Annotated in this window: 20 protein-coding genes and 1 tRNA gene; 11 read left to right on the top strand and 10 right to left on the bottom strand. The window is 70.3% G+C overall.

Going from position 1 to position 20,488, the window contains the following annotated elements:
• A partial coding sequence (locus ACLU3S_RS02255; protein ID WP_413949978.1) for a helix-turn-helix domain-containing protein occupies positions 1 to 534 on the bottom strand: 534 nt, incomplete at its 3' end.
• A 180-nt stretch (positions 535 to 714) separates the two neighbouring features.
• Here ACLU3S_RS02255 and ACLU3S_RS02260 point away from each other — a divergent pair.
• Positions 715 to 787, top strand: a tRNA-Ala gene (locus tag ACLU3S_RS02260).
• An 81-nt stretch (positions 788 to 868) separates the two neighbouring features.
• On the opposite strand, the gene ACLU3S_RS02265 is transcribed toward ACLU3S_RS02260, so the two are convergent.
• A complete protein-coding gene (locus tag ACLU3S_RS02265; protein WP_413949979.1) occupies positions 869 to 3,343 on the bottom strand; it encodes an ATP-binding protein in 2,475 nt (824 codons plus the stop codon).
• A 180-nt stretch (positions 3,344 to 3,523) separates the two neighbouring features.
• On the opposite strand from ACLU3S_RS02265, the gene ACLU3S_RS02270 reads away from it, so the two are divergent.
• Together ACLU3S_RS02270 and ACLU3S_RS02275 are read left to right on the top strand one after the other, a co-directional pair.
• On the top strand, positions 3,524 to 3,979 hold the full coding sequence (locus ACLU3S_RS02270; RefSeq protein WP_413949980.1) for a carboxymuconolactone decarboxylase family protein: 456 nt from the start codon (positions 3,524 to 3,526) through the stop codon (positions 3,977 to 3,979).
• Between the two features lie 54 nt (positions 3,980 to 4,033).
• Positions 4,034 to 4,522, top strand: a complete 489-nt coding sequence (locus ACLU3S_RS02275) for an iron chaperone (RefSeq protein WP_413949981.1) — start codon at positions 4,034 to 4,036, stop codon at positions 4,520 to 4,522.
• A 100-nt stretch (positions 4,523 to 4,622) separates the two neighbouring features.
• Here ACLU3S_RS02275 and ACLU3S_RS02280 read toward each other — a convergent pair whose 3' ends face one another.
• Entirely contained in the window at positions 4,623 to 5,324 is a 702-nt protein-coding gene (locus ACLU3S_RS02280) for a DUF5324 family protein (protein WP_413949982.1), read from the bottom strand.
• A gap of 282 nt (positions 5,325 to 5,606) precedes the next feature.
• Between ACLU3S_RS02280 and ACLU3S_RS02285 the strand changes: the two genes are divergently transcribed.
• A complete protein-coding gene (locus ACLU3S_RS02285) occupies positions 5,607 to 6,137 on the top strand; it encodes a peptidylprolyl isomerase (RefSeq protein WP_413949983.1) in 531 nt (176 codons plus the stop codon).
• A gap of 138 nt (positions 6,138 to 6,275) precedes the next feature.
• Complete coding sequence (locus ACLU3S_RS02290; RefSeq protein ID WP_413949984.1) at positions 6,276 to 7,169, top strand: rhomboid family intramembrane serine protease; 894 nt, start codon at positions 6,276 to 6,278, stop codon at positions 7,167 to 7,169.
• 258 nt (positions 7,170 to 7,427) lie between these two features.
• Here the strand turns inward: ACLU3S_RS02290 and crgA are convergent, their stop codons facing one another.
• Positions 7,428 to 7,682, bottom strand: a complete 255-nt coding sequence (crgA, locus tag ACLU3S_RS02295; RefSeq protein WP_413949985.1) for a cell division protein CrgA — start codon at positions 7,680 to 7,682, stop codon at positions 7,428 to 7,430.
• Positions 7,683 to 7,834: 152 nt separating this feature from the next.
• Between crgA and ACLU3S_RS02300 the strand changes: the two genes are divergently transcribed.
• The 6 genes from ACLU3S_RS02300 (at position 7,835) to ACLU3S_RS02325 (ending at position 12,148) form a co-directional block, all read left to right on the top strand.
• Complete coding sequence (locus ACLU3S_RS02300) at positions 7,835 to 8,623, top strand: DUF881 domain-containing protein (protein WP_413949986.1); 789 nt, start codon at positions 7,835 to 7,837, stop codon at positions 8,621 to 8,623.
• 29 nt (positions 8,624 to 8,652) lie between these two features.
• On the top strand, positions 8,653 to 9,342 hold the full coding sequence (locus ACLU3S_RS02305) for a class E sortase (RefSeq protein WP_413949987.1): 690 nt from the start codon (positions 8,653 to 8,655) through the stop codon (positions 9,340 to 9,342).
• A gap of 62 nt (positions 9,343 to 9,404) precedes the next feature.
• Positions 9,405 to 9,566, top strand: a complete 162-nt coding sequence (locus ACLU3S_RS02310) for a hypothetical protein (RefSeq protein WP_413949988.1) — start codon at positions 9,405 to 9,407, stop codon at positions 9,564 to 9,566.
• Positions 9,563 to 10,201 (top strand): aminodeoxychorismate/anthranilate synthase component II, encoded by a 639-nt coding sequence (locus ACLU3S_RS02315; RefSeq protein WP_413949989.1) that lies wholly within the window; start codon positions 9,563 to 9,565, stop codon positions 10,199 to 10,201. The genes ACLU3S_RS02310 and ACLU3S_RS02315 overlap by 4 nt, the downstream gene beginning before the upstream one ends.
• Positions 10,198 to 11,382, top strand: a complete 1,185-nt coding sequence (locus ACLU3S_RS02320; protein WP_413949990.1) for a class E sortase — start codon at positions 10,198 to 10,200, stop codon at positions 11,380 to 11,382. The genes ACLU3S_RS02315 and ACLU3S_RS02320 overlap by 4 nt, the downstream gene beginning before the upstream one ends.
• A 13-nt stretch (positions 11,383 to 11,395) precedes the next feature.
• On the top strand, positions 11,396 to 12,148 hold the full coding sequence (locus ACLU3S_RS02325; RefSeq protein WP_413949991.1) for a class E sortase: 753 nt from the start codon (positions 11,396 to 11,398) through the stop codon (positions 12,146 to 12,148).
• Between the two features lie 67 nt (positions 12,149 to 12,215).
• Here ACLU3S_RS02325 and pknB read toward each other — a convergent pair whose 3' ends face one another.
• From pknB to ACLU3S_RS02355, 6 genes are all read right to left on the bottom strand, one after another.
• Positions 12,216 to 14,213, bottom strand: coding sequence for a Stk1 family PASTA domain-containing Ser/Thr kinase (gene pknB, locus ACLU3S_RS02330; RefSeq protein ID WP_413949992.1), 1,998 nt, complete (start codon positions 14,211 to 14,213; stop codon positions 12,216 to 12,218).
• A gap of 170 nt (positions 14,214 to 14,383) precedes the next feature.
• Positions 14,384 to 15,865 (bottom strand): peptidoglycan D,D-transpeptidase FtsI family protein, encoded by a 1,482-nt coding sequence (locus ACLU3S_RS02335; RefSeq protein WP_413949993.1) that lies wholly within the window; start codon positions 15,863 to 15,865, stop codon positions 14,384 to 14,386.
• Complete coding sequence (locus ACLU3S_RS02340; RefSeq protein WP_413949994.1) at positions 15,862 to 17,307, bottom strand: FtsW/RodA/SpoVE family cell cycle protein; 1,446 nt, start codon at positions 17,305 to 17,307, stop codon at positions 15,862 to 15,864. The genes ACLU3S_RS02335 and ACLU3S_RS02340 overlap by 4 nt, the downstream gene beginning before the upstream one ends.
• Before the next feature lie 27 nt (positions 17,308 to 17,334).
• A complete protein-coding gene (locus ACLU3S_RS02345; protein ID WP_413950076.1) occupies positions 17,335 to 18,873 on the bottom strand; it encodes a Stp1/IreP family PP2C-type Ser/Thr phosphatase in 1,539 nt (512 codons plus the stop codon).
• A 132-nt stretch (positions 18,874 to 19,005) separates the two neighbouring features.
• Complete coding sequence (locus tag ACLU3S_RS02350) at positions 19,006 to 19,521, bottom strand: FHA domain-containing protein (protein ID WP_413949995.1); 516 nt, start codon at positions 19,519 to 19,521, stop codon at positions 19,006 to 19,008.
• A gap of 10 nt (positions 19,522 to 19,531) precedes the next feature.
• Positions 19,532 to 20,386 carry an FhaA domain-containing protein gene (locus tag ACLU3S_RS02355; protein WP_413949996.1) on the bottom strand — a complete coding sequence of 285 codons (855 nt, stop codon included), beginning with the start codon at positions 20,384 to 20,386 and terminating at the stop codon, positions 19,532 to 19,534.
• Between the last annotated feature and the right edge of the window lie 102 nt (positions 20,387 to 20,488).

Raw genomic sequence — 20,488 nt, forward strand, 5'->3', positions numbered from 1 at the left:
CTGGTAGTGGGCCACCGCGTCGGAGGTGCGGCCGGCGCCGTAGACCCGGAGGAACTCGGCCAGTTCGGGGTGGGTCGGGGCGAGGCTGTCCGCGGCCTCGATGATGTCGCCCGCGGCGGCCACCGACCGCAGCAGCGACTGGATCTCGCGGACCACCCGCTTGACGGTGGGCGCACCCGAACTGTTCGTCGTGTGCGTGGTGTTGCTGAGCACGGAACCCCCCTGCGACTTCTTGATCTCGTCCATGCGCTCGGTCGCCTCGGCGGCGCTGACGCTGCCGTCCGCGACCTGGGCCGCCAGCTCCTGCAGCAGTTGCACCCGCTGGACCACCGCGGGATTGCCGATCTTCGCGCGCTGGCCGCTCATCAGCTGCGAGAGCATCGGAGCGGACAGCCCCAGGACCGCAGCCAGACGGGCCTGGTTGAGCCCGAGATCGTCGATGAGCTTACGGAAGAGCGCCCCCAACGGCTCCCCGTACCAGTTCCGCTGCAGCTCCCGCGCTCTGGCGGTGGCTTCCTGCTGTGCGGCGTCCATTGCGTCTCCCCATCGCTTCCCCTAAAAACGCGGTTCGCTGTAGCGAACCACGTCGAGCATCTTACGGAGAGTGGTCATCCACGGGGACCCCCAATCTTTTTGCGGGATACGGGGGGTGACCCGGTACTCTGGTCTGCGGCGCCCGCCGGACCACGCTTTCCCGGCCGGTCGCTCCTTCCCGGGGCCTTAGCTCAGTTGGTAGAGCGCCGTCTTTGCATGGCGGATGTCAGGGGTTCGACTCCCCTAGGCTCCACGGTCAAAAACCCCTCCGACCTGCGGAAACGCGATCGGAGGGGTCCTTTGTGCGCCCGGAGGCCCGCTGGTGCGGTCCGTTCTACGGCCTTCCGGTACGGCCATCCGGTTCCTCGAGGACGGCCTGTCCCGCCGTCCGGTGCCGGGCGGCCTCGGCCGGGTCGGTCTTCTCCAGCACGGTCGCGATTCCCTCGTGGGCCAGCGCCTCCGCGTGCCGGTTTCCCAGCCGGGGGGCCAGCTCCAGCGCCTGCCGGTGCAGCCGCAGGGCCTCGTCCGGGAGCCCCGCGAGCCGACAGGTCTCGGCGTAGCCGTTGAGGAAATGGATCTTCCAGTGCTCCTCGAACAACTCGTCGAGCAGCGCGAACGCCTCCCGGTGGCTGGCCAGCGCCTCCTCGTACCGGCCCATCTGCCGCAGGGCGACGCCCTGGCAGTTGAGGCACCAGGCCTGGTTGTGCAGGTGCCCGTCCTCGCGGGCCAGCTCCAGCGCCCGGTGCAGGTGCTCCGCCGCCTCGTCGGGCCGCTCCCGGGCGACGGCCAGGCCGAGCGTGATCCGCGCCGTCAGCCCGGGCGGCCACGCCGGGTCGGCGTGTGGCAGGGCCAGCAGCTCCCGGGCCCGCTGCGCCGCCTCCTCCCGGTGTCCCAGCTGGAGCATCGCCCAGGCCTCCGAGGCTGCCGCGTGGGCGGCGCCCGTGGGACAGCCGGCCTGCTCGTACAGCTTCCCGGCCAGCCGGAACAGCTCCAGCGGCTCCTCGACGTGCCCCTCGTCCCAGCTGAGATAGCCGCGCCGCAGGGCCAGCTCGGCCTCCGCCCGCGCGTCCCACGCCTGGGACAGCCGGCGCCCGGCCGCCTCGTACGCGGCGGCGGCCTCCGCCATCCGGCCCGCGTTGTAGCGGGCGAAGCCCAGGTCGCTGTGCGCCTCGGCGAGCCGCGCCGGGTCGCCCAGGCGCTCGGCGGCGGCGAGCGACCGCTCGAAGAGGACGTTGAGATGCGTGGTGCCGCAGCGCCGCGCGAAGTAGGAGCGCAGGACGCGCGGCAGCTCGCACACGTGCGCGTCGGACCCGACGGCGGCCGCCGTCTCGAAGGCCGCCATCAGGTTGCCGTACTCCGCGACGAGCCAGGCGAAAGCCGCGTTCTTGTCCGGGAACTGCGGCAGCTCGGCCGGGGACCGGCCCGCGCGGACGGCCCGGCCGGGCGACAGGAACGGCATCGCGGCGTCGGCGGCGGCCGCCGCGTGCACGTAGTAGTCCAGCACCCGGCAAAGGGCCCGCTCCCGCTCGCCCGCCGGGTCCTGTTCGGCGCCGGCCCGCCGCGCGTGCTGGTGCACCAGGTCGTGCAGCCGGTAGCGGTCCGCCGTCGGCTGCTGCACGAGGTGCGCGTCGAGCAGGTCCTCCAGCATCGCCTGCGCGCTGTGCAGCGGGACGTCCGCCAGCGCGGCCACCACGTACGCGTCGAAGGACGTTCCGGGCAGCAGGCCCAGCATCCGGAACAGGCGGGCCTGGGATCGGTTGAGCTGCCGCACCGACATGGCGAGCGCCGCGCCGAACGCGGCGTCGAACTCGCTCGTGCCCTGCGCCATCCGCTCGGCCAGGATGCCCACGGTCCAGCCCGGCCGGTGCCGCAGCCGGGCCCCGGCCAGCCGCAGGGCCAGCGGCAGACGCCCGCACAGCCGCAGCACCTCGGCGGCGGACTCCGGGTCGCGGGCCAGCCTGCCCTCGGGGCCGTCCGGATCGCCGCTGGCCCGGGCCAGCAGCCGCGCGCTCTCCTCGGGACTGAGCACGTCGAGCGAGACCGGGGGCACCTCGTCCAGGCCGAGCAGCCGGTTGCGGCTCGTGATCAGGGCGACGGAGGGACCGGCGCCGGGCAGCAGCGGGCGGACCTGGTCGGCGTCCGCTGCGTTGTCGAGGACCACGACGACCCGCCGTCGGGCCAGTTCCGACCGCCAGCAGGCGGCCAGCCGCTCGAGACCCTCCTGCGGAACCCGCTCGGACGGCACGTCGAGCGCGGCGAGCAGCGTCCGCAGCGCGGAGTCCGGGTCGAGCGGGGGACGACCCTCGGTGAACCCGTGCAGGTCCACATACAGCTGGCCGTCCGGGAAGTCTGCGGCGAGCCGGTGCGCGGCGTGCACCGCCAGACAGGTCTTGCCGACCCCCGCCATGCCGTCGACGGACACCGCCCGATGGCTGTCGAGCGCGTCGAACACGGCGGCGAGCCGCTCCTCGCGCCCGGTGAAGTCGGGCACGTCGCGCGGCAGGTCGTTGCGGGGCAGCGGCCGGCCCTGGCGGCTGCTCTTCGGGGGCGCCGGCAACGGGTTCGAGGCCCGCTCCCACAGGGGGCGCAGGGGGCGGGGGTCGCGCTTGACCAGGCGGCAGAGGGCGACCACCACGGGCCAGGGCGGCGCGGTCTGCCCGTTGAGGTAGCGCGACAGCGACGAGGAGCTGAGGCCGGTGTCCCGCGCGAGGGCGCGCACACCGAGACCGGACAGGTCCTGCAGCAGCCGCAACCTGGCCGCCAGTTCCTCCTGCGGATCGGCCTTCGCCGCCCGTTCCCGACCGTCCACGGTGTCCCCGCCTCCCCCGTCCCGTTCCGGCAGCAGTCTTCCGAGCCAATTCGCGGCTGGTCAAGGCTGTTTCAGGTGTCCCACGGTGTCCCATCGCCCTCGTTTCGGCGCCCGGGCCGGGCTGTCATTCAGTCACGCCCCGACGGGAACGGGGCGGCGACCCGGAAGAGGGAGACCACGATGCAGTCCCGCATGCAGAACCCCGCCGTCGTCCTGTCCGACGCGATGCAGCCCATTCAGCAGCTCGTCACGGCCGTGCACTCCGGCGGTGTGGACGCGCAGACGCTGGAGCTGGTGCATCTGCGGGTCAGCCAGATCAACGGGTGCAGCGCCTGCGTCGACGCCGGTGCCAAGACGGCCCGCACGGCCGGCGTGAGCGACGAGCGGCTCGCCACCGTCGCCGCCTGGAGGGAGGCCCCGTACTTCACCGACGAGGAGCGGGCGGCCCTTGCGCTGGCCGAGGCCGCGACGCGACTGGCCGACCGTGCCGACGCGGTGAGCGACGAGGTCTGGGACGCGGCGGCCACCTACTTCGACGAGAAGCAGCTGGCCGCGATCGTCCTGATGATCGGCGTCACCAACCTGTTCAACCGCCTCAACGCCACGACCCGGCAGATCGCCGGCGCCTGGGGCTGACGACGCACGCACGCCGCAGCCGACGACATCCGCACCCGCAGGAGGAGACCTACGATGAACAACGCGAAGAAGCCCGCCGGAACCGCCCTCGCCACCGACACGACGTCCGAGGGGTTCACGGACGAGGAGCGGGCCGCGATGAAGGAGCGTGCCAAGGAGCTGAAGGCCTCCGCGCGCCGCGGATCGCGCGCCGACAAGGCGGCGCAGGACGAGGCCGCCGTGCTCGCGAAGATCGCCGAGATGCAGGAGCCGGACCGGATCATGGCCGAACGACTCCACGCCGTCGTCAGGGCGAGCGCGCCGGAGCTCGCCCCCAAGCTCTGGTACGGGATGCCGGCGTACGCCCGGAACGGCAAGGTCGTCTGCTTCTTCCAGAGCGCGCAGAAGTTCAGCTCGCGCTACGCGACGTTCGGCTTCAGCGACCAGGCGAACCTGGACGAGGGCACCATGTGGCCGGCCTCCTACGCCCTGAAGGAGCTGACCGCCGCCGACGAGGCGAGGATCGGCGCGCTGGTCGAGAGGGCGGCGAGGCCACGGGGCTGAGGCTCCCGGCGATGTTTCACGTGAAACGGGCCGTGGGCCGGGAGATGCTCAACTCTCCCGGCCCACGGCCCGTTTGACGTCTGTGCGGGACAGGCCCGCCTCACTCCTCCTTGTCGCGGTCGGCGGAGTCCTCCTTGGCCTGCTTCGCCTGCACCTCCGGGTCCAGTGCCGAGGCGCTGCTGCCGTCCACGGAACTCAGCCGCCCCGGCTCGGGAACCTCCGTCGCGGCCGGCGGCTCGACCAGCCAGTCGGGGTTCGCCTGCTTGTCCCACCACTTCCAGGCCGCGAAGGCACCGCCCGCCACCACGCCCAGCAACGCCACCAGCTTCGCGGCCCGGCCGGCGCGGCACCTGCGCTGGTTCCTGCGGGCCAGCTTCTGGATGTCCTGGGCCGAGACGTTGCCGCGCAACGCGGCCAGTGCGGCGGCGCTGCGCGCGGCGGCCTCGTCACGGACCGGAGCGGCCGCGGCCATCGCCTGCTCGATCTTGGGACGCGAGTACCTGGCCGCCTGGCGGGCGGCCTTGCGGGTGCGGACGGCGGCCTCGTGCGCGGCCGAGTCCACCTTCGGCGGCACATACGCACGGGCTTGTTCCAGGCGCGGGGCGAGCCGGGCGTCGTACTGCACGCGGGCCTGTTCGGCGGCCTGCGAGACCACGGGCGCCAGCCGTACGCGTGCCTCCTGCGCGTACTGCGCGGCACGCTCCTTGGCCGTGTCGGCGTAGGGCGCCACCACTTCCGCGGCGTGCAGCACGCTGTCCCTCGCCGAGCCGGTCGCGGCGCGCACGCTGTCGATGCGGGTCACGGGTTCCTCCTCCTCGGTGGCGTACGGTATTTCGACTTTCCACCCTTTTACGGATCATGCCTGCCAACGGTCTGCGCGGCATGTGCGGGCGGGCATATGGGTGCCGATGGCTCTTTCGGCTCGATTCCGGGCAACAGGAGCTTGCCGACGACACTGTCACGAATCGCCGCCCGACGCTGCCCTACCGGTGGAACTCACGGCGGCACTCCTGGCCGACGGGCGACGCACGGGCCGGTCCGTGCGAGGATCGGAGAGTCACAGGAAGACAACGGAAGGCAGATCGTGGCTGAGCAGCTTTATGCCACCCTGAAGACCAACCACGGCGACATCGAGGTCCGGCTGTTCCCGAACCACGCGCCCGTCACGGTCAAGAACTTTGTCGAACTGGCGCAGGGCGAGCGCGAGTGGACGCACCCCGGCACGGGTGAGAAGAGCAGGAACCGGCTCTACGACGGCACGATCTTCCACCGTGTCATCAGCGGCTTCATGATCCAGGGCGGCGACCCGCTGGGTTCCGGCATCGGCGGCCCGGGCTACAAGTTCGAGGACGAGTTCCACCCGGACCTGTCCTTCAACAAGCCCTACCTGCTGGCCATGGCGAACGCCGGCCCGGGCACCAACGGCTCGCAGTTCTTCATCACCGTCGCCCCCACGACGTGGCTGAACCGCAAGCACACCATCTTCGGTGAGGTCACCAGCCCGGCCAGCCAGAAGGTCGTCGACGACATCGCCGCCGTGCCCACCGGCCGCAACGACCGCCCGGCCAAGGACGTCGTCATCGAGTCGGTCGTCATCGAGAACCGCGAGGGCTGAGCCCACCGCTCTGTGCGCCGTCCGCGGGGATCATCCCCGCGGAACACCCCACAGGGAACCAAACGCCCCGCTCGTCCGTAAGGATGGGCGGGGCGGGGTATGTGCCGGGGGAAGCGTCACGACAAGCAAGGGGACCTGATGGATCACGCTGCACGGAGCGCGCAGGAGGCCCGGAGCCTGCCCGTGTGCTACCGGCACCCGGACCGTGAGGCCGGGGTGCGCTGCACCCGCTGCGAACGCCCGATCTGCCCCGAGTGCATGGTCAGCGCCTCCGTCGGCTTCCAGTGCCCCGACTGTGTCCGCGGCGGCGGCTCCGGCACGGGTCCGGCGCCGGCCGCATCCCGGCCGCGCACGTTCGCGGGCGGCACCATGACGAGGGACCCGCGGCTGCTGACGAAGCTGCTCATCGGCGTCAACCTCGCCGTCTTCCTGGTCCAGCTCGCCGTCGGCGACCGCTTCACCAACCGGTTCGAGCTGATCGGCCAGGCCTACGCTCCGCTGCTGTCCGGGGTACAGGGCGTCGCCGCGGGCCAGTACTACCGCATGCTGACCGCGATGTTCCTGCACGGCGGCTACGCCCACATCCTGTTCAACATGCTCAGCCTGTGGTGGATCGGCGGCCCGCTCGAAGCCGCGCTCGGCCGCGCCCGCTATCTCACCCTTTATTTCGTCTCCGGGCTGGCCGGCAGCGCCCTCACGTATCTGGTCGCCGCCCCCAACCAGGCCTCGCTCGGCGCCTCCGGAGCGATCTTCGGTCTCTTCGGCGCGACCGGCGTGCTCATGCGCCGGCTCAACTACGATCTGCGGCCGCTGGTCGCCCTGCTGGTGATCAACCTGATCATCACCTTCAGCCCGGGCTTCAACATCGCCTGGGAGGCCCACATCGGCGGCCTGGTCGCCGGTGTCGTCGCCGGGTACGCCATGGTGCACGCCCCGCGCCGCAACCGGGCGCTGGTCCAGTACGGCACCTGCGCCCTCGTACTGGCGGTGGTCGTCGTTCTCACCCTGGTCAGGACGGTTCAGCTCACCTGATCCGGGCCGTTGTCCACAGCGGGTGGTGGATCTTGTGCACACGGTGCGGGCACAGGTGTGCCGCCTGCCGCTCGGATGTGTTTTCGCAGGTCGAGCCGGGTGCGAACGGGTGTGTGGGAGCCGGTAGGGCAGTCACACCGGCGTCAACGCTCGATGAGTTATCCACAGATCGTAGTCTTTTCCCCAGGGGGATGTGGAAATCCTCAGGCCTGTGGATAACTCATCGGACACCCCTGGGCAGAGCCAGGGCCGGCCGGCCTACTTCCACTGCGTGGAGACGCCGAACCCGGCGGCGATGAAGCCGAAGCCGACCACGATGTTCCAGTTGTCCAGCGCGTCGATGGGCAGCGAGCCGTCGGTCACGTAGAAGACGACGATCCAGGCCAGGCCGATGATGAACATGGCCAGCATGACCGGCGCGACCCAGGCACGGTTGCTCAGATTGATCGCGGTGGCCTGCTTCGCCGGCGGCGGCGTGTAGTCGGCCTTCTTGCGGATACGTGACTTCGGCACGAGGGTCTCTCCTGTCGATGCGCTGCGTGGCCGCGCAGGTAACTGGGTCGGGCTCGGGGCAGCGTACAAGGGGCCAAGATGACGACTCTGTGTGCTCCCCCGGGCGTCCGTTAGCGTAGTGCTTCCGCGGCGCCGAAGGAGATAAGGGTACGTTGAGCAATTCTGCCGACTCCGCCGGGACGGGAGCAACGGGCTCCGGCCCCGGCCGCAGGCTGCGGTTCCGTCCGGTGCGTGTCCTCACGGCGGCCGTCTTCGCCCTCGCGGGACTGATCTTCTTCACCAGTTTCGACACGGCGAAGGGCACCGACATTCGCCAGGACGGCTCCCTGCTGAAGCTGTCCGACCTGATCCAGCAGCGCAGCCGCAAGAACAAGGAGCTGGACGAGTCCAACGCCTCCCTGCGCAGCAGCGTGGAGTCCCTCGCGGAGAGTGACGACGGCAGCTCCAAGGCCCAGGACCGGCGGCTGACCAGGCTGGAGAACAGCGCGGGCACCCAGCCGCTCACCGGCAAGGCCATCACGGTCACCCTCAACGACGCCCCGCCCAACGCCACCGCCAAGCTGCCCGGCTACCCCGAGCCGCAGCCCGACTACCTGGTCATCCACCAGCAGGACCTGCAGGCCGTGGTGAACGCCCTGTGGCAGGGCGGCGCCAAGGGGATCAAGGTCATGGACCAGCGGCTGATCTCCACCAGCGCGGTGCGCTGCGTGGGCAACACGCTGATCCTCCAGGGCCGCGTCTACTCACCGCCGTACAAGATCACCGCGGTCGGGGACCCGGACAGGCTGCAGCAGGCGCTCGCGGCGAGCAAGGCGATCCAGACCTACATGGTGTACGTCAACGTCTACGGCCTCGGGTGGAAAGTCACCGAGGACGGGACGGTGACTCTTCCGGGTTACTCCGGCACAGTGGATCTGCACTACGCGAAGCCCGTGCAGTAGCCGCCCGCAGTCGCCGCCTGGAGCCGCCGGTGCGCGTGATCGTCAGGACCTTGAGCGAACTGTGTGTCACCGTCGGCGGGCTCATCGTGCTCTTCGTCGTCTACCTGCTGTTCTGGACGGGGATACGGGCCGACGGCGCGATGAACGACCAGATCGACCAGCTGCACCGGCAGTGGTCCACGGGGAGCGTGCGGCCCACGACGGGAACGGGAAGCGCCTCGGCGGGCGGGGTGAAGCCGGCGCCGTACCACTACGGCAGGCCCTTCGCGATCATGTACATTCCGCGGCTCGGTTTCACGTGGAACAAGCCGGTGCTGGAGGGCACCGGCCGGGACGTGCTGGCCAGGGGCCTCGCCCACTATGCCGGCACCGCCCGGCTCGGCCAGGTGGGCAACTTCGCGGTGGCCGGGCACCGGCGCACCTACGGCGACCCGTTCAAGGACTTCCCGAAGCTGCGGCCCGGCGACGCGGTCGTGCTCACGGACGGAATCACCTGGTTCACGTATCGGATCGACAAAGGCCCCTACAAAACAGTTCCGGCGGACGTTGAGGTGATCGACCCTGTGCCACGTAAGTCGGGGTACACGCGTCCGGGCCGGTACCTGACGCTGACCACCTGCGATCCGGAGTGGGGCCACAGCCACCGGCTGATCGTCTGGGCGCACCTGGACGCCACGCGGCCCGTGGAGTCGGGCGAACCGGAGGCTCTGCGCCGTTAGTCTGGTGACGTACGGCGTGTGTCTGATGCCGTAGGGATACGGAAGGGACGGCAAGGGACGGCATGTACGGCTGGATCTGGCGGCATCTGCCGGGAAACGCATGGGTGAAGGCAGTGATCAGCCTCGTCCTGGTCCTGGCCGTGATCTACATCCTCTTCCAGTACGTCTTCCCGTGGGCCGAACCGCTGCTGCCCTTCAACGATGTGACGGTGGACAACCAGTGACTGCGCGGATTCTCGTCGTCGACAACTACGACAGCTTCGTCTTCAACCTCGTCCAGTACCTGTACCAGCTGGGCGCCGAGTGCGAGGTGCTGCGCAACGACGAGGTGTCGACCGCGCACGCCGAGGACGGCTTCGACGGCGTGCTGCTCTCGCCCGGCCCCGGCACGCCGGAGGAGGCGGGCGTGTGCGTGGACATGGTCCGGCACTGCGCGGCCACCGGAGTCCCGGTCTTCGGCGTGTGTCTGGGCATGCAGTCCGTGCAGGTGGCGTACGGCGGCGTGGTGGACCGGGCGCCCGAGCTGCTGCACGGCAAGACCTCGCTCGTCGAGCACGAGGGCCGGGGTGTCTTCGCCGGTCTGCCCTCCCCGTTCACCGCGACCCGCTACCACTCCCTGGCGGCCGAGCCGGCGACGGTCCCGGCCGAGCTGGAGGTGACCGCCCGCACCCACGACGGCATCATCATGGGCCTGCGGCACCGGGAACTTCCCGTCGAGGGCGTGCAGTTCCACCCCGAGTCGGTGCTGACCGAGCACGGGCACCGGATGCTGGCCAACTGGCTGGTGGAGTGCGGCGACCAGGGTGCCGTGGCGAGGTCGGCGGGGCTCGCCCCGGTGGTGGGCAGGGCCACGGCGTGACCGCGGTGCGCCCCGAGCGTGAGGACTTGTACGGCGGCGAGAGTCCGTACGAGTCCCACGGCGGCGCGCCCTACGCCGGAAGCCGGGCCGAGCGCCGGGCGGGTCGCCACGCGGGGCGGCGGGACGACCCGCCGACGGCCGCGATGCCCGCGGTCGAGCAGCCCGGTTCCCCGCTGCGCGCGCCCGCCGGGGAGACGGCCCTGCTGCCGCCCCTCGGCGAGGCGCCCGGCGCGCCGCTGACGCGCCTCGACGACGAGACGATGGCGCTGCGGATTCCCGGCCCGGCGTCGGCGGAGCCGGGCGGCGGCCACAGACGGGCCTCTGAGGCCTCGTCCGCCTCATCAGCCACTGGATCCACAGCCGGGGGCCGAGCGGCCCGCAGGAAGGCCGCCAGGCGGCGCGGCGGACGTCATGGCGCCGGCCGGGAGACGGCCGCTTCCGCGGCGGCGCAGGATCCGCAGCGCCCGCTGTCGCGGGTGGAGGCCCGGCGGCAGGCGCGGCTGGCCAAGCCCGGCCCGGCCGTGATCGCGAGCCGCGTGATCGGCGAGGTGTTCATCACCACCGGCGTGCTGATGCTGCTGTTCGTCACCTACCAGCTGTGGTGGACCAATGTGCGCGCGCACGCGCAGGCGGGCAGCGAGACCCATCAGCTGCAGAACGACTGGGCCAGCGGCAAGCGCAACCCGGGCGTCTTCGAGCCCGGTCAGGGCTTCGCCATCCTGCACATCCCGAAGCTCGACGTGGTGGCGCCGATCGCGGAGGGCGTCAGCAACGCGAAGGTGCTCGACAAGGGCATGGTCGGGCACTACGGCGAGGGCGCGCTGAAGACGGCGATGCCCTATGACAAGACCGGCAACTTCGGCCTCGCGGCACACCGCAACACCCACGGCGAGCCCTTCCGGTACATCAACAAGCTCAAGCCCGGTGATCCGGTCGTGGTCGAGACACAGGACACCTACTTCGTGTACAAGGTGACGTCGATGCTGCCGGTCACCTCGCCGTCCAACACCAGCGTGCTGGACCCCGTCCCCAAGGGCTCGGGTTTCACCAAGCCCGGCCGGTACATCACGCTGACCACCTGCACACCCGAGTTCACCAGCAAGTACCGGCTGATCGTCTGGGGCAAGATGGTCGAGGAACGCCCACGCAGCAAGGGCAAGCCGGACGCGCTCATCGAGTAGGGGCAAAGACACAGTGGCAGCGACCGCCGACGAGACCGAAGAACACACGGACGCGTCCGGCCCGGAGCCGGCGGAGCGCCGCCGGCGGCCGGGCAGGATCGCGACGGCGGTGAGCTTTTTCGGCGAACTCCTCATCACGGCGGGCGTGCTGCTCGGCCTCTTCGTCGTCTACTCCCTGTGGTGGACGAACGTGATAGCGGACCGCAAGGCGGACAAGCAGGCCGACAGGGTCCGCCAGCACTGGGCGCAGTCCACGGACTCCGGCCCCGGCGCGCTGGACACCAAGGACGGCATCGGCTTCCTGCACGTGCCGGCGATGAAGAACGGCACGGTCCTGGTCGAGAAGGGCACGGACACGGACGTCCTGAACGACGGCGTGGCCGGCTACTACACCGACCCGGTCAAGGCCACGCTGCCGATGACCGGCAAGGACGGCAACTTCGCCCTCGCCGCCCACCGCGACGGTCACGGCGCGAAGTTCCACAACATCGACAAGCTGAAGAAGGGCGACCCGATCGTCTTCGAGACGCGGGACGACTGGTACGTCTACAAGGTCTTCTCGATCCTTCCCGAGACCTCGAAGTACGACGTCAAGGTCCTCGACCGGGTCCCGAAGGAGTCCGGGAAGACCAAGCCGGGCCACTACATCACGCTGACGACCTGCACGCCGGTGTACACGTCCCTGTACCGCTACGTGGTGTGGGGCGAACTGGTCCGGGTGGAGAAGGTGGACAGCAAACGGACGCCTCCGGCGGAGCTGCGCTGAGCATGTGACAGGGCCCCTGCCCGGAGGTTGCTCCGGGCAGGGGCCCTGTCGTCTGTGCGCCGGGTGGTCAGCCGGTGACACCGCCGAAGAAGTTGGTGCCGCCGTTGTTGTTGCCGCCCTGGCCGCCCGGGCCGCCCACGGTGACCAGGTTGACCACGGTGCCCTGGTTCACCGGGGTGCCCGGGGCCGGGTCCGAGTTGAAGACGATCGCGTTGTCGTCCTGGGAGCCCTGGATGTTCCCGACCTGCAGGCCCGCCTGCTGGAGCAGCCGCTTGGCGTCCCTCAGCTTCTGGCCCTGGAGGTTCGCCGGAACCTGCACCTGGCTGTTCTGGACCTTGCCGACGTTGACGGCGATGGGCGTGTTCTTGGCCACCTGCTGGCCCGCCGGCGGGTTGGTCGAGAGGACCTTGCCGTTGTCGTCGGGGTTGTTGGTCGGGGTGTCGTTGCAGGTCGGCGTCAGACCCAGCTGCTGCAGCTCGGCCTTGGCGTCGTCACAGGACTTGCCGACGAGGTCGTTGGGCACGGTGACCTTCTCCGCCTCCTTGGCGACGGTGAGGGTGATCGTGGTGCCCTTCTGCTTGCTCTCGCCGCCCGCCGGGTCCTGCTTGATGACGACGCCCGGGGTCTGGTCGGAGACCACGTCCTTCCTCTCGACCTTGAACCCCTTGTTCTCGAGCTGGGACTGGGCCTGGTCGAACTGGATGCCGCGGACGTCCGGCACGGTGACCTTCGGGGCGCCGGTCGACAGCGTGAGGCTGACCGTGGTGCCCTTCGCGACACTCGTCTTCGGGTCCGGGTTCTGGGCGCACACGCTGCCCTTGGGCTGGTCCTCACAGGGCTTGCGGGAGCCGACCGTCACCTTCAGGTCGACGTTGTCCGCCATGGTCCTGGCCGCGTTCAGCGGCTGGCCCACGAAGTTCGGTACGGACACCTTGCCGTTGCCGGCGTTGTGGCCGCTGAAGGCCCACTTGCCGATCAGGATGGCGCCGACCAGGACGAGGATGCCCGCGACCACGAGGAGGATCGTGGAGGTGTTGGACTTCTTCGGCTGCTGACGGCGCCGGTCGGGGCGCTCGTCGTAGCCGTAGCCGCCGTCGTCGGGGTTCATGGGCGGGAGCATGGTGGTCGCTCCGGCGCCCGGCTCCTGGCGCAGGGCTGTGGTCGGCTGGTCGTCGGGGTAGCCGCCGTAGCCGACGGCGCCCAGCGCGGCCGTGGCCGCGACCGGCTGGCCGTCCAGGCAGGCCTCGATGTCGGCGCGCATCTCGTCGGCCGACTGGTAGCGGTAGTTCGGGTCCTTGACCAGCGCCTTCAGGACGATCGCGTCCATCTCGGGCGTGATCTCGGGGTCGAAGACGGACGGCGGCTGCGGCTCCTCGCGGACGTGCTGGTAGGCCACCGCCACCGGGGAGTCGCCGACGAACGGCGGGCGGACCGTCAGCAGCTCGTACAGGAGGCAACCCGTCGAATACAGGTCGGAGCGGGCGTCGACCTGTTCGCCCTTCGCCTGCTCCGGTGAGAGGTACTGGGCCGTGCCGATCACCGCGGCCGTCTGCGTCATCGTCATGCCGGCGTCGCCCATGGCGCGGGCGATGCCGAAGTCCATGACCTTGACCTGGCCGTTGCGGGTCAGCATGACGTTGGCCGGCTTGATGTCGCGGTGGACGATGCCGTTGCGGTGCGCGTACTCCAGGCCCTGGAGGATGCCGATGGTCATCTCCATCGCGCGCTCCGGCAGGAGCTTGCGGCCGCTGTGCAGCAGTTCACGCAGGGTGGAGCCGTCGACGTACTCCATCACGATGTACGGGATGGAGACCCCGTCGATGTAGTCCTCGCCCGTGTCGTAGACCGCGACGATCGCGGGATGGTTGAGCGAGGCGGCCGACTGGGCCTCCCGGCGGAACCGGGCCTGGAAGGACGGATCGCGCGCGAGGTCGGCGCGCAGCGTCTTCACCGCCACGGTGCGGCCGAGCCGGGTGTCATGCGCGAGGTAGACCTCCGCCATGCCACCACGGCCGAGCACCTGGCCCAGCTCGTACCGGCCGCCGAGGCGACGCGGCTCTTCCATAGCTACCTACCAGCCCTCTCCGTCGGTCTCGGCCGTCACGTCGATGCGCGACCGAGGCTGCCGTCCGGGCCTACGGTACCCGGCTCGCTTTGTATGACCTGGCCAAGCCCGGAACCCGATACAGGACCGGTATCGCAACGTGCACCGATGTGAAAGCGTTGTGATGGGCCTCACTTCTTGGAGGAGATGACCGCCTCCATCACGCTCTTCGCGATGGGCGCGGCCAGGCCGCCGCCGGAGATGTCGTCGCGGTTGGCCTGCTCGTCCTCGACGACGACGGCCACGGCGACCGGCGAGCTCCCGTCGGGAAGCTTGGCATAGGAGATGAACCACGCATACGGGTTTGCGCTGTTCGCCACACCGTGCTGGGCGGTGCCGGTCTTGCCACCGACGGTGATGCCGCCGCCCAGCTGCGCGTTCTTGCCGGTGCCGTCCTTGACGACGGTCTCCATCATCGACTGCAGGATCTGCGCGTTCTGCGGCGACAGCGGCCGGCTCAGCTCCTCCGGCTGGGTCTTCTCGATCGGGTCGAGGTTGGAGGACTGCAGCGTGTCGACCATGTACGGCTTCATCAGCTTGCCGTCGTTGGCGACCGCCGAGGCGACCATGGCCATCTGCAGCGGGGTGGCGGCGGTGTTGTACTGGCCGATGGAGGACAGCGCGGTCTGCGACTGGTTCATGTTGTCGGAGAACACCGACGCGTTGGAGCGGACCGGGGTGAACTGCTCGGAGTCGAAGCCGAACTTCTTCGCCTCGGCCAGCATCTTGTCGTTGCCGAGGTCGGCGCCGATCTTGCCGAAGACGGTGTTGCAGGAGAACTGCAGCGCGACCCGCATGGTCGCGTTCTTGCAGGGGATGTTGCCCTCGTTCTTCAGCTCGGTGCGGGTGCCCGGCATCACGTACGGCAGCGGGGAGTCGGTCGGCTGGTCGGCAGAGGTGTACTTGCCGTTCTCCAGCGCGGCCGCCGCGGTCACCACCTTGAAGGTGGAGCCCGGCGGGTACGTCTCGCGCAGGGCCCGGTTCAGCATCGGGTCAGCCGGGTTGTTCTTCTTCTGCAGGCTGTTCCAGGCCTTGGCGTCCTTGTCGGTGGTGTTGCCCGCGAAGGACGACGGGTCGTACGACGGGTAGGAGGCCAGGGCCAGGATCTTGCCGGTGGACGGCTCCAGGGCGACGACCGCGCCCTTGCCGCCCTGACCCTTCAGCCCGTTGTACGCCGCCTTCTGCGCGGCCGCGTTCAGCGTGGTGACGACGTTGCCGCCCTGCTTCTGCTTGCCCGTGATCATGTCCAGGGTGTTGCGGAAGAAGAGCCGGTCGTCGTTGCCGGTCAGGATGCCGTCGTCGAGCTTCTCCAGCTGGGTGGCGCCGAAGGCCTGCGAGGAGTAGCCGGTGACCGGGGCCCACATGGGCCCGTTCTTGTAGGTGCGCTTGTACTTGAAGTCGCCGCTCTTGGCCTCGACCGAGCCGGTTATCGGGTTGCCGTCGACGATGATGTCGCCGCGGGGGGACGCGTACCGCTCGATGGCGACCCGTCGGTTGTTCGGGTCGGTGCGCAGCGCGTTCGCCTGGACGTACTGGAGGTAGTTGTCGCGGACGAGCAGGGCCAGCACGAGCAGGCCGCAGAAGATCGCGATCCGGCGCAGGGGTTTGTTCATGACGGGCGAACCACCTGGGTCATCTCGGCGTCGGGGTTGGCGGCGGGAGCGGGCGCCGGGCGGCGGGCGGTGTCGCTGATGCGGATCAGAATGCCGATGAGGGCCCAGTTGGCGATCACGGAGGAGCCGCCGTAGGCGAGGAACGGCATGGTCATACCGGTCAGCGGGATGAGGCCCATCACACCGCCGGCCACGACGAACACCTGGAGCGCGAAGGCGCCGGACAGGCCGACGGCCAGCAGCTTGCCGAACGGGTCGCGGGCGGCGAGGGCGGTGCGCACGCCGCGCTCCACGATCAGGCCGTAGATCAGCAGGATCGCCATGATGCCGGCCAGGCCCAGCTCCTCGCCGAAGGTGGCGAGGATGAAGTCGGAGTTCGCGGCGAACCGGATCAGCTCGGAGTGGCCCTGGCCCCAGCCGGTGCCGAGGGTGCCGCCCGAGCCGAACGCCCACAGGGCCTGCTGCAGCTGGTCGGAGTGGACACCGGTGACGCCCGGAGTGCGGCTGAGCTGGTATTCGCGCATCGGGTTGAGCCAGGCCTGCACACGCACCTGGATGTGCGGCTCGAAGCTCGCCACGCCGACGGCGCCGGCCGCGGACATCAGCAGACCGAACACGATCCAGCTGGTCCGCTCGGTGGCGACGTACAGCATGATCACGAACATGCCGAAGAACAGCAGCGACGTACCGAGGTCGGTCTCGAAGACCAGGATCAGGATCGAGATCGCCCAGACCACGAGGATCGGGCCGAGGTCGCGGCCGCGCGGCAGGTACAGCCCCATGACCCGGCGGCTGGCGAGGGCGAGCGCGTCCCGCTTGACCATCAGGTAGCCGGCGAAGAAGACCGCCAGCACGATCTTGGCGAACTCGCCCGGCTGGATGGTGAAGCTGCCGACGTGGATCCAGATCTTGGCGCCGAAGACGTTGGCGCCCAGGCCCGGGACCAGCGGAAGCAGCAGCAGGACCAGCGCGGCCACCATGGAGATGTAGGTGTAGCGCTGCAGGGCGCGGTGGTCCTTGAGGAAGACCAGCACCGCGACGAACAGCGCGATGCCCATCGCCGTGTACAGCAGCTGGTTGGTCGCCTTGCCGCCGGAGACGCCGATCGACTGCAGCAGCTTGGACTGGTCCAGCCGCCAGATGCAGACGAGGCCGAGCCCGTTGAGCAGGGTGGCCAGCGGCAGCAGCAGCGGGTCGGCGTACGGGGCGAACTTCCGGACGACGAGATGGGCGACGCCGGCCAGCAGGCCGAGGCCCAGGCCGTAGCTCAGCAGCCCGGCGGGCACCTGGTTGTCGATGGCCAGGCCCACGTTGGCGTAGGCGAACACCGGGATGGCCACGGCGAAGATCAGCAGGGCCAGCTCGGTGTTGCGGCGGCTCGGTGCGCCGATCGCGCCGATGGTGGACGTGTGGTGCGTCGGCGAGTTAGTCGTACTGCTCATCGTGTGACAGGGCCTCTCACGGCTTGCCTACTGCTTACCGCACAGCGAGACGACCTTCTGCTCATCCTCCGAGAGAGTGGGGCCGGGGCTGGGGGTCGCGGACGGGGTCGTGGACGGAGACTTCGACGACCCCGGGGAGGCCGGGGACGTCTTCGAGGTCGACGGGTGGGGGGTCGGGGAGGCCTTGGTGAAGGAGGTGCTGTTCGCGGTGGTGGTGTTGCCGCCGGTCTTGGCGGGGTGCCCGCCGGCGGCGGCCTGGCGCTCGGACTCCTTCTTGCAGGCGGAGGCCTGCACGGCGAGCTCCTGGATCTTCGACTGGGCGTCCTGCAGACCGCCCTCGGTGATCGTCGCCTTCACCTGCTTCTGCTGGTACGGCGGCAGGTACTTGAGTTCGATCTCCGGGTGGTCCTTCTCCACCTTGGACAGCGACACCCAGGCCAGGTCCTGGCTGATGCCGCGGTACAGCGCGACGTGCTCGTCGTTGGCGCCGACGTAGTACTGGGTCTGCGTCCACCGGTAGCCGCCGTACAGGCCGCCGCCGATCACGGCGAGGGCCAGGACGCTGTAGAGGGATCTCTTCAGCCACCTGCGCCCGCGGGGCTTGGTGAAGTCGTCGTCGGCCCAGTCGCCGAAGGCGCCGGCCGGGACGTAGCCGGTGGTGTCGCCGGAGCCGGGCGGGCCGAACTCGCCGCCGCCGTGCCCGCGGCCCTGCCGGCCGAGGTGCGAGGCACGGCCGGCCGGGGTCTGCATGATGCCGTTGTCGTGCAGGTGGTGCTGGTTCTCGGCGACCGCGCCGACCACGACCGGCTGGTCGGACAGCTGCCCGGCGAGGGTGTCACCGGTGTCCAGGTCGAGGACGTCGGCGACGATGACGGTGATGTTGTCCGGGCCGCCGCCGCGCAGGGCGAGCTGGATCAGCTCCTGGACGGTCTCCTGCGGGCCCTGGTAGCTGGCGAGGGTCTCCTCCATCGTCTGGTGGGAGACGACGCCGGACAGGCCGTCGGAGCAGATCAGATAGCGGTCGCCGGCGCGGACCTCGCGGATCGACAGGTCGGGCTCGACGTGGTCGCCGCTGCCGAGGGCGCGCATCAGCAGGGAGCGCTGCGGGTGGGTGGTGGCCTCTTCCTCGGTGATCCGGCCCTCGTCCACCAGCCGCTGCACCCAGGTGTGGTCCTGGGTGATCTGCGTGAGCACGCCGTCCCGCAGCAGATAGGCGCGGGAGTCGCCGACGTGCACGAGCCCGAGCCGCTGCCCGGTCCACAGCAGCGCCGTGAGCGTCGTGCCCATGCCCTCGAGCTGGGGGTCCTCCTCGACCATGGAGCGCAGCTGGTCGTTGGCGCGCTGCACGGCGGCGCCGAGGGAGGTGAGGATGTCGGAGCCGGGCACGTCGTCGTCGAGCGTGACCAGGGTCGAGATCACCTCGGACGAGGCGACCTCGCCGGCCGCCTGGCCGCCCATGCCGTCGGCGATCGCGAGCAGGCGGGGACCGGCGTAACCGGAGTCCTCGTTGCCCTCGCGGATCATGCCCTTGTGCGATCCGGCGGCAAAGCGCAGTGACAGACTCATGCGCACCTCGCCCGTCGGCTCCGGGTACAGCCGGTCGTGTCGAGCCACACTGCCCACCCTCCGGTCGGGAGCGCGCCGGCGGCCGGGTGGCGGCCTGCCGCTGCGTGCTCGCTCCGCTCGCTCATTGTCGTACTACTTCCGCAGCTCGATGACGGTCTTGCCGATGCGGATCGGCGCGCCCAGCGGGATCGGCGTGGGAGTCGTCAGCCGGGACCGGTCCAGGTAGGTGCCGTTGGTGGAGCCCAGGTCCTCGACGATCCACTGACCGTCGCGGTCCGGGTAGATCCTGGCATGCCGGCTGGAGGCGTAGTCGTCGTCCAGCACGATCGTGGAGTCGTGCGCCCGGCCCAGCGTGATGGTCTGGCCCTGCAGCGCGACCGTGGTGCCGGTCAGGGTGCCCTCGGTCACCACCAGCTTGGTGGGGGCGTTGCGGCGCTGCCGGCCGCCGGCCTGCTGCGCCCGCTGCTGCGGGGGCGCGGCCTGCTGCCGGGCCGGCGCCTGCTGCCGCCCGGCCTCCCTACGCGACCCGCGCTGGGTGACGCGCGTACCGAACAGGTCGCTCCGGATGACCTGCACGGCCACGATCACGAACAGCCACAGTACGGCCAGGAAACCCAGCCGCATGACCGTGAGGGTCAGCTCTGACATTGCCCCCGCTTCACCCTTCGGCTTGCCTATAGATAACGGTGGTGCTGCCCACGACGATCCGCGAGCCGTCGCGGAGCGTAGCGCGGGTGGTGTGCTGCCCGTCCACCACGATGCCGTTGGTGGATCCGAGATCCTGGATCGTCGAGGGCGTTCCGGTCCGGATCTCGCAGTGCCGGCGGGAGACGCCGGGGTCGTCGATCCGCACGTCGGCGTCGGTGCTGCGGCCCAGCACCAGCGTCGGGCGGGAGATCTGGTGGCGGGTGCCGTTGATCTCGATCCAGTGGCGGGTGCGCCCCGCGCCCATCGGCGCGGCCGCGGGCCGCTGCGTGGCGGGCTGGGGGTAGCCGTAGCCGCCGGGCCGGGAGCCGGGCGGCGGCGCGGACGGCATCGGGGGCGCGCCGGCGGGCATCGCGGGCGGGTACCCGTAGCCGCCCTGGGCGCCCTGGGCGTGGCGGCCGGGGGCCGGCGCCGCCGGAGCGGGCTGGCTGCTGGAGGAGGCGAGCGTGCGCGAGCGGACCCGGTACAGACCGGTGTCCAGGTCGTCGGCCTTCTCCAGGTTGACCTTGATCGGGCCCATGAAGGTGTAGCGCTGCTGCTTGGCGTAGTCGCGCACCATGCCGGCCAGCTCGTCGCCGAGCTGCCCGGAGTAGGGGCTCAGGCGCTCGAAGTCAGGAGCGCTCAGCTCCACGATGAAGTCGTTGGGTACGACGGTCCGGTCGCGGTTCCAGATGGTCGCGTTGTTGTCGCACTCCCGCTGGAGCGCGCCGGCGATCTCCACGGGCTGAACCTCGGACTTGAAGACCTTGGCGAAGGTGCCGTTCACCAGACCTTCGAGACGCTGCTCGAACTTCTTCAGGACTCCCATGGGGCACCTCCTCCGTCCCTGCCGTTTCCTGGCCCTGCTGTGGCGCTGCCTTGCCCGGTACTGCTGGTACTGCTTACTGATCGTATCTACGCGCCCGGCAAT

The sequence above is a fragment of the Streptomyces sp. AF1A genome (genome assembly GCF_047340315.1).
In the GTDB taxonomy this organism is placed as follows: Bacteria; Actinomycetota; Actinomycetes; order Streptomycetales; family Streptomycetaceae; genus Streptomyces.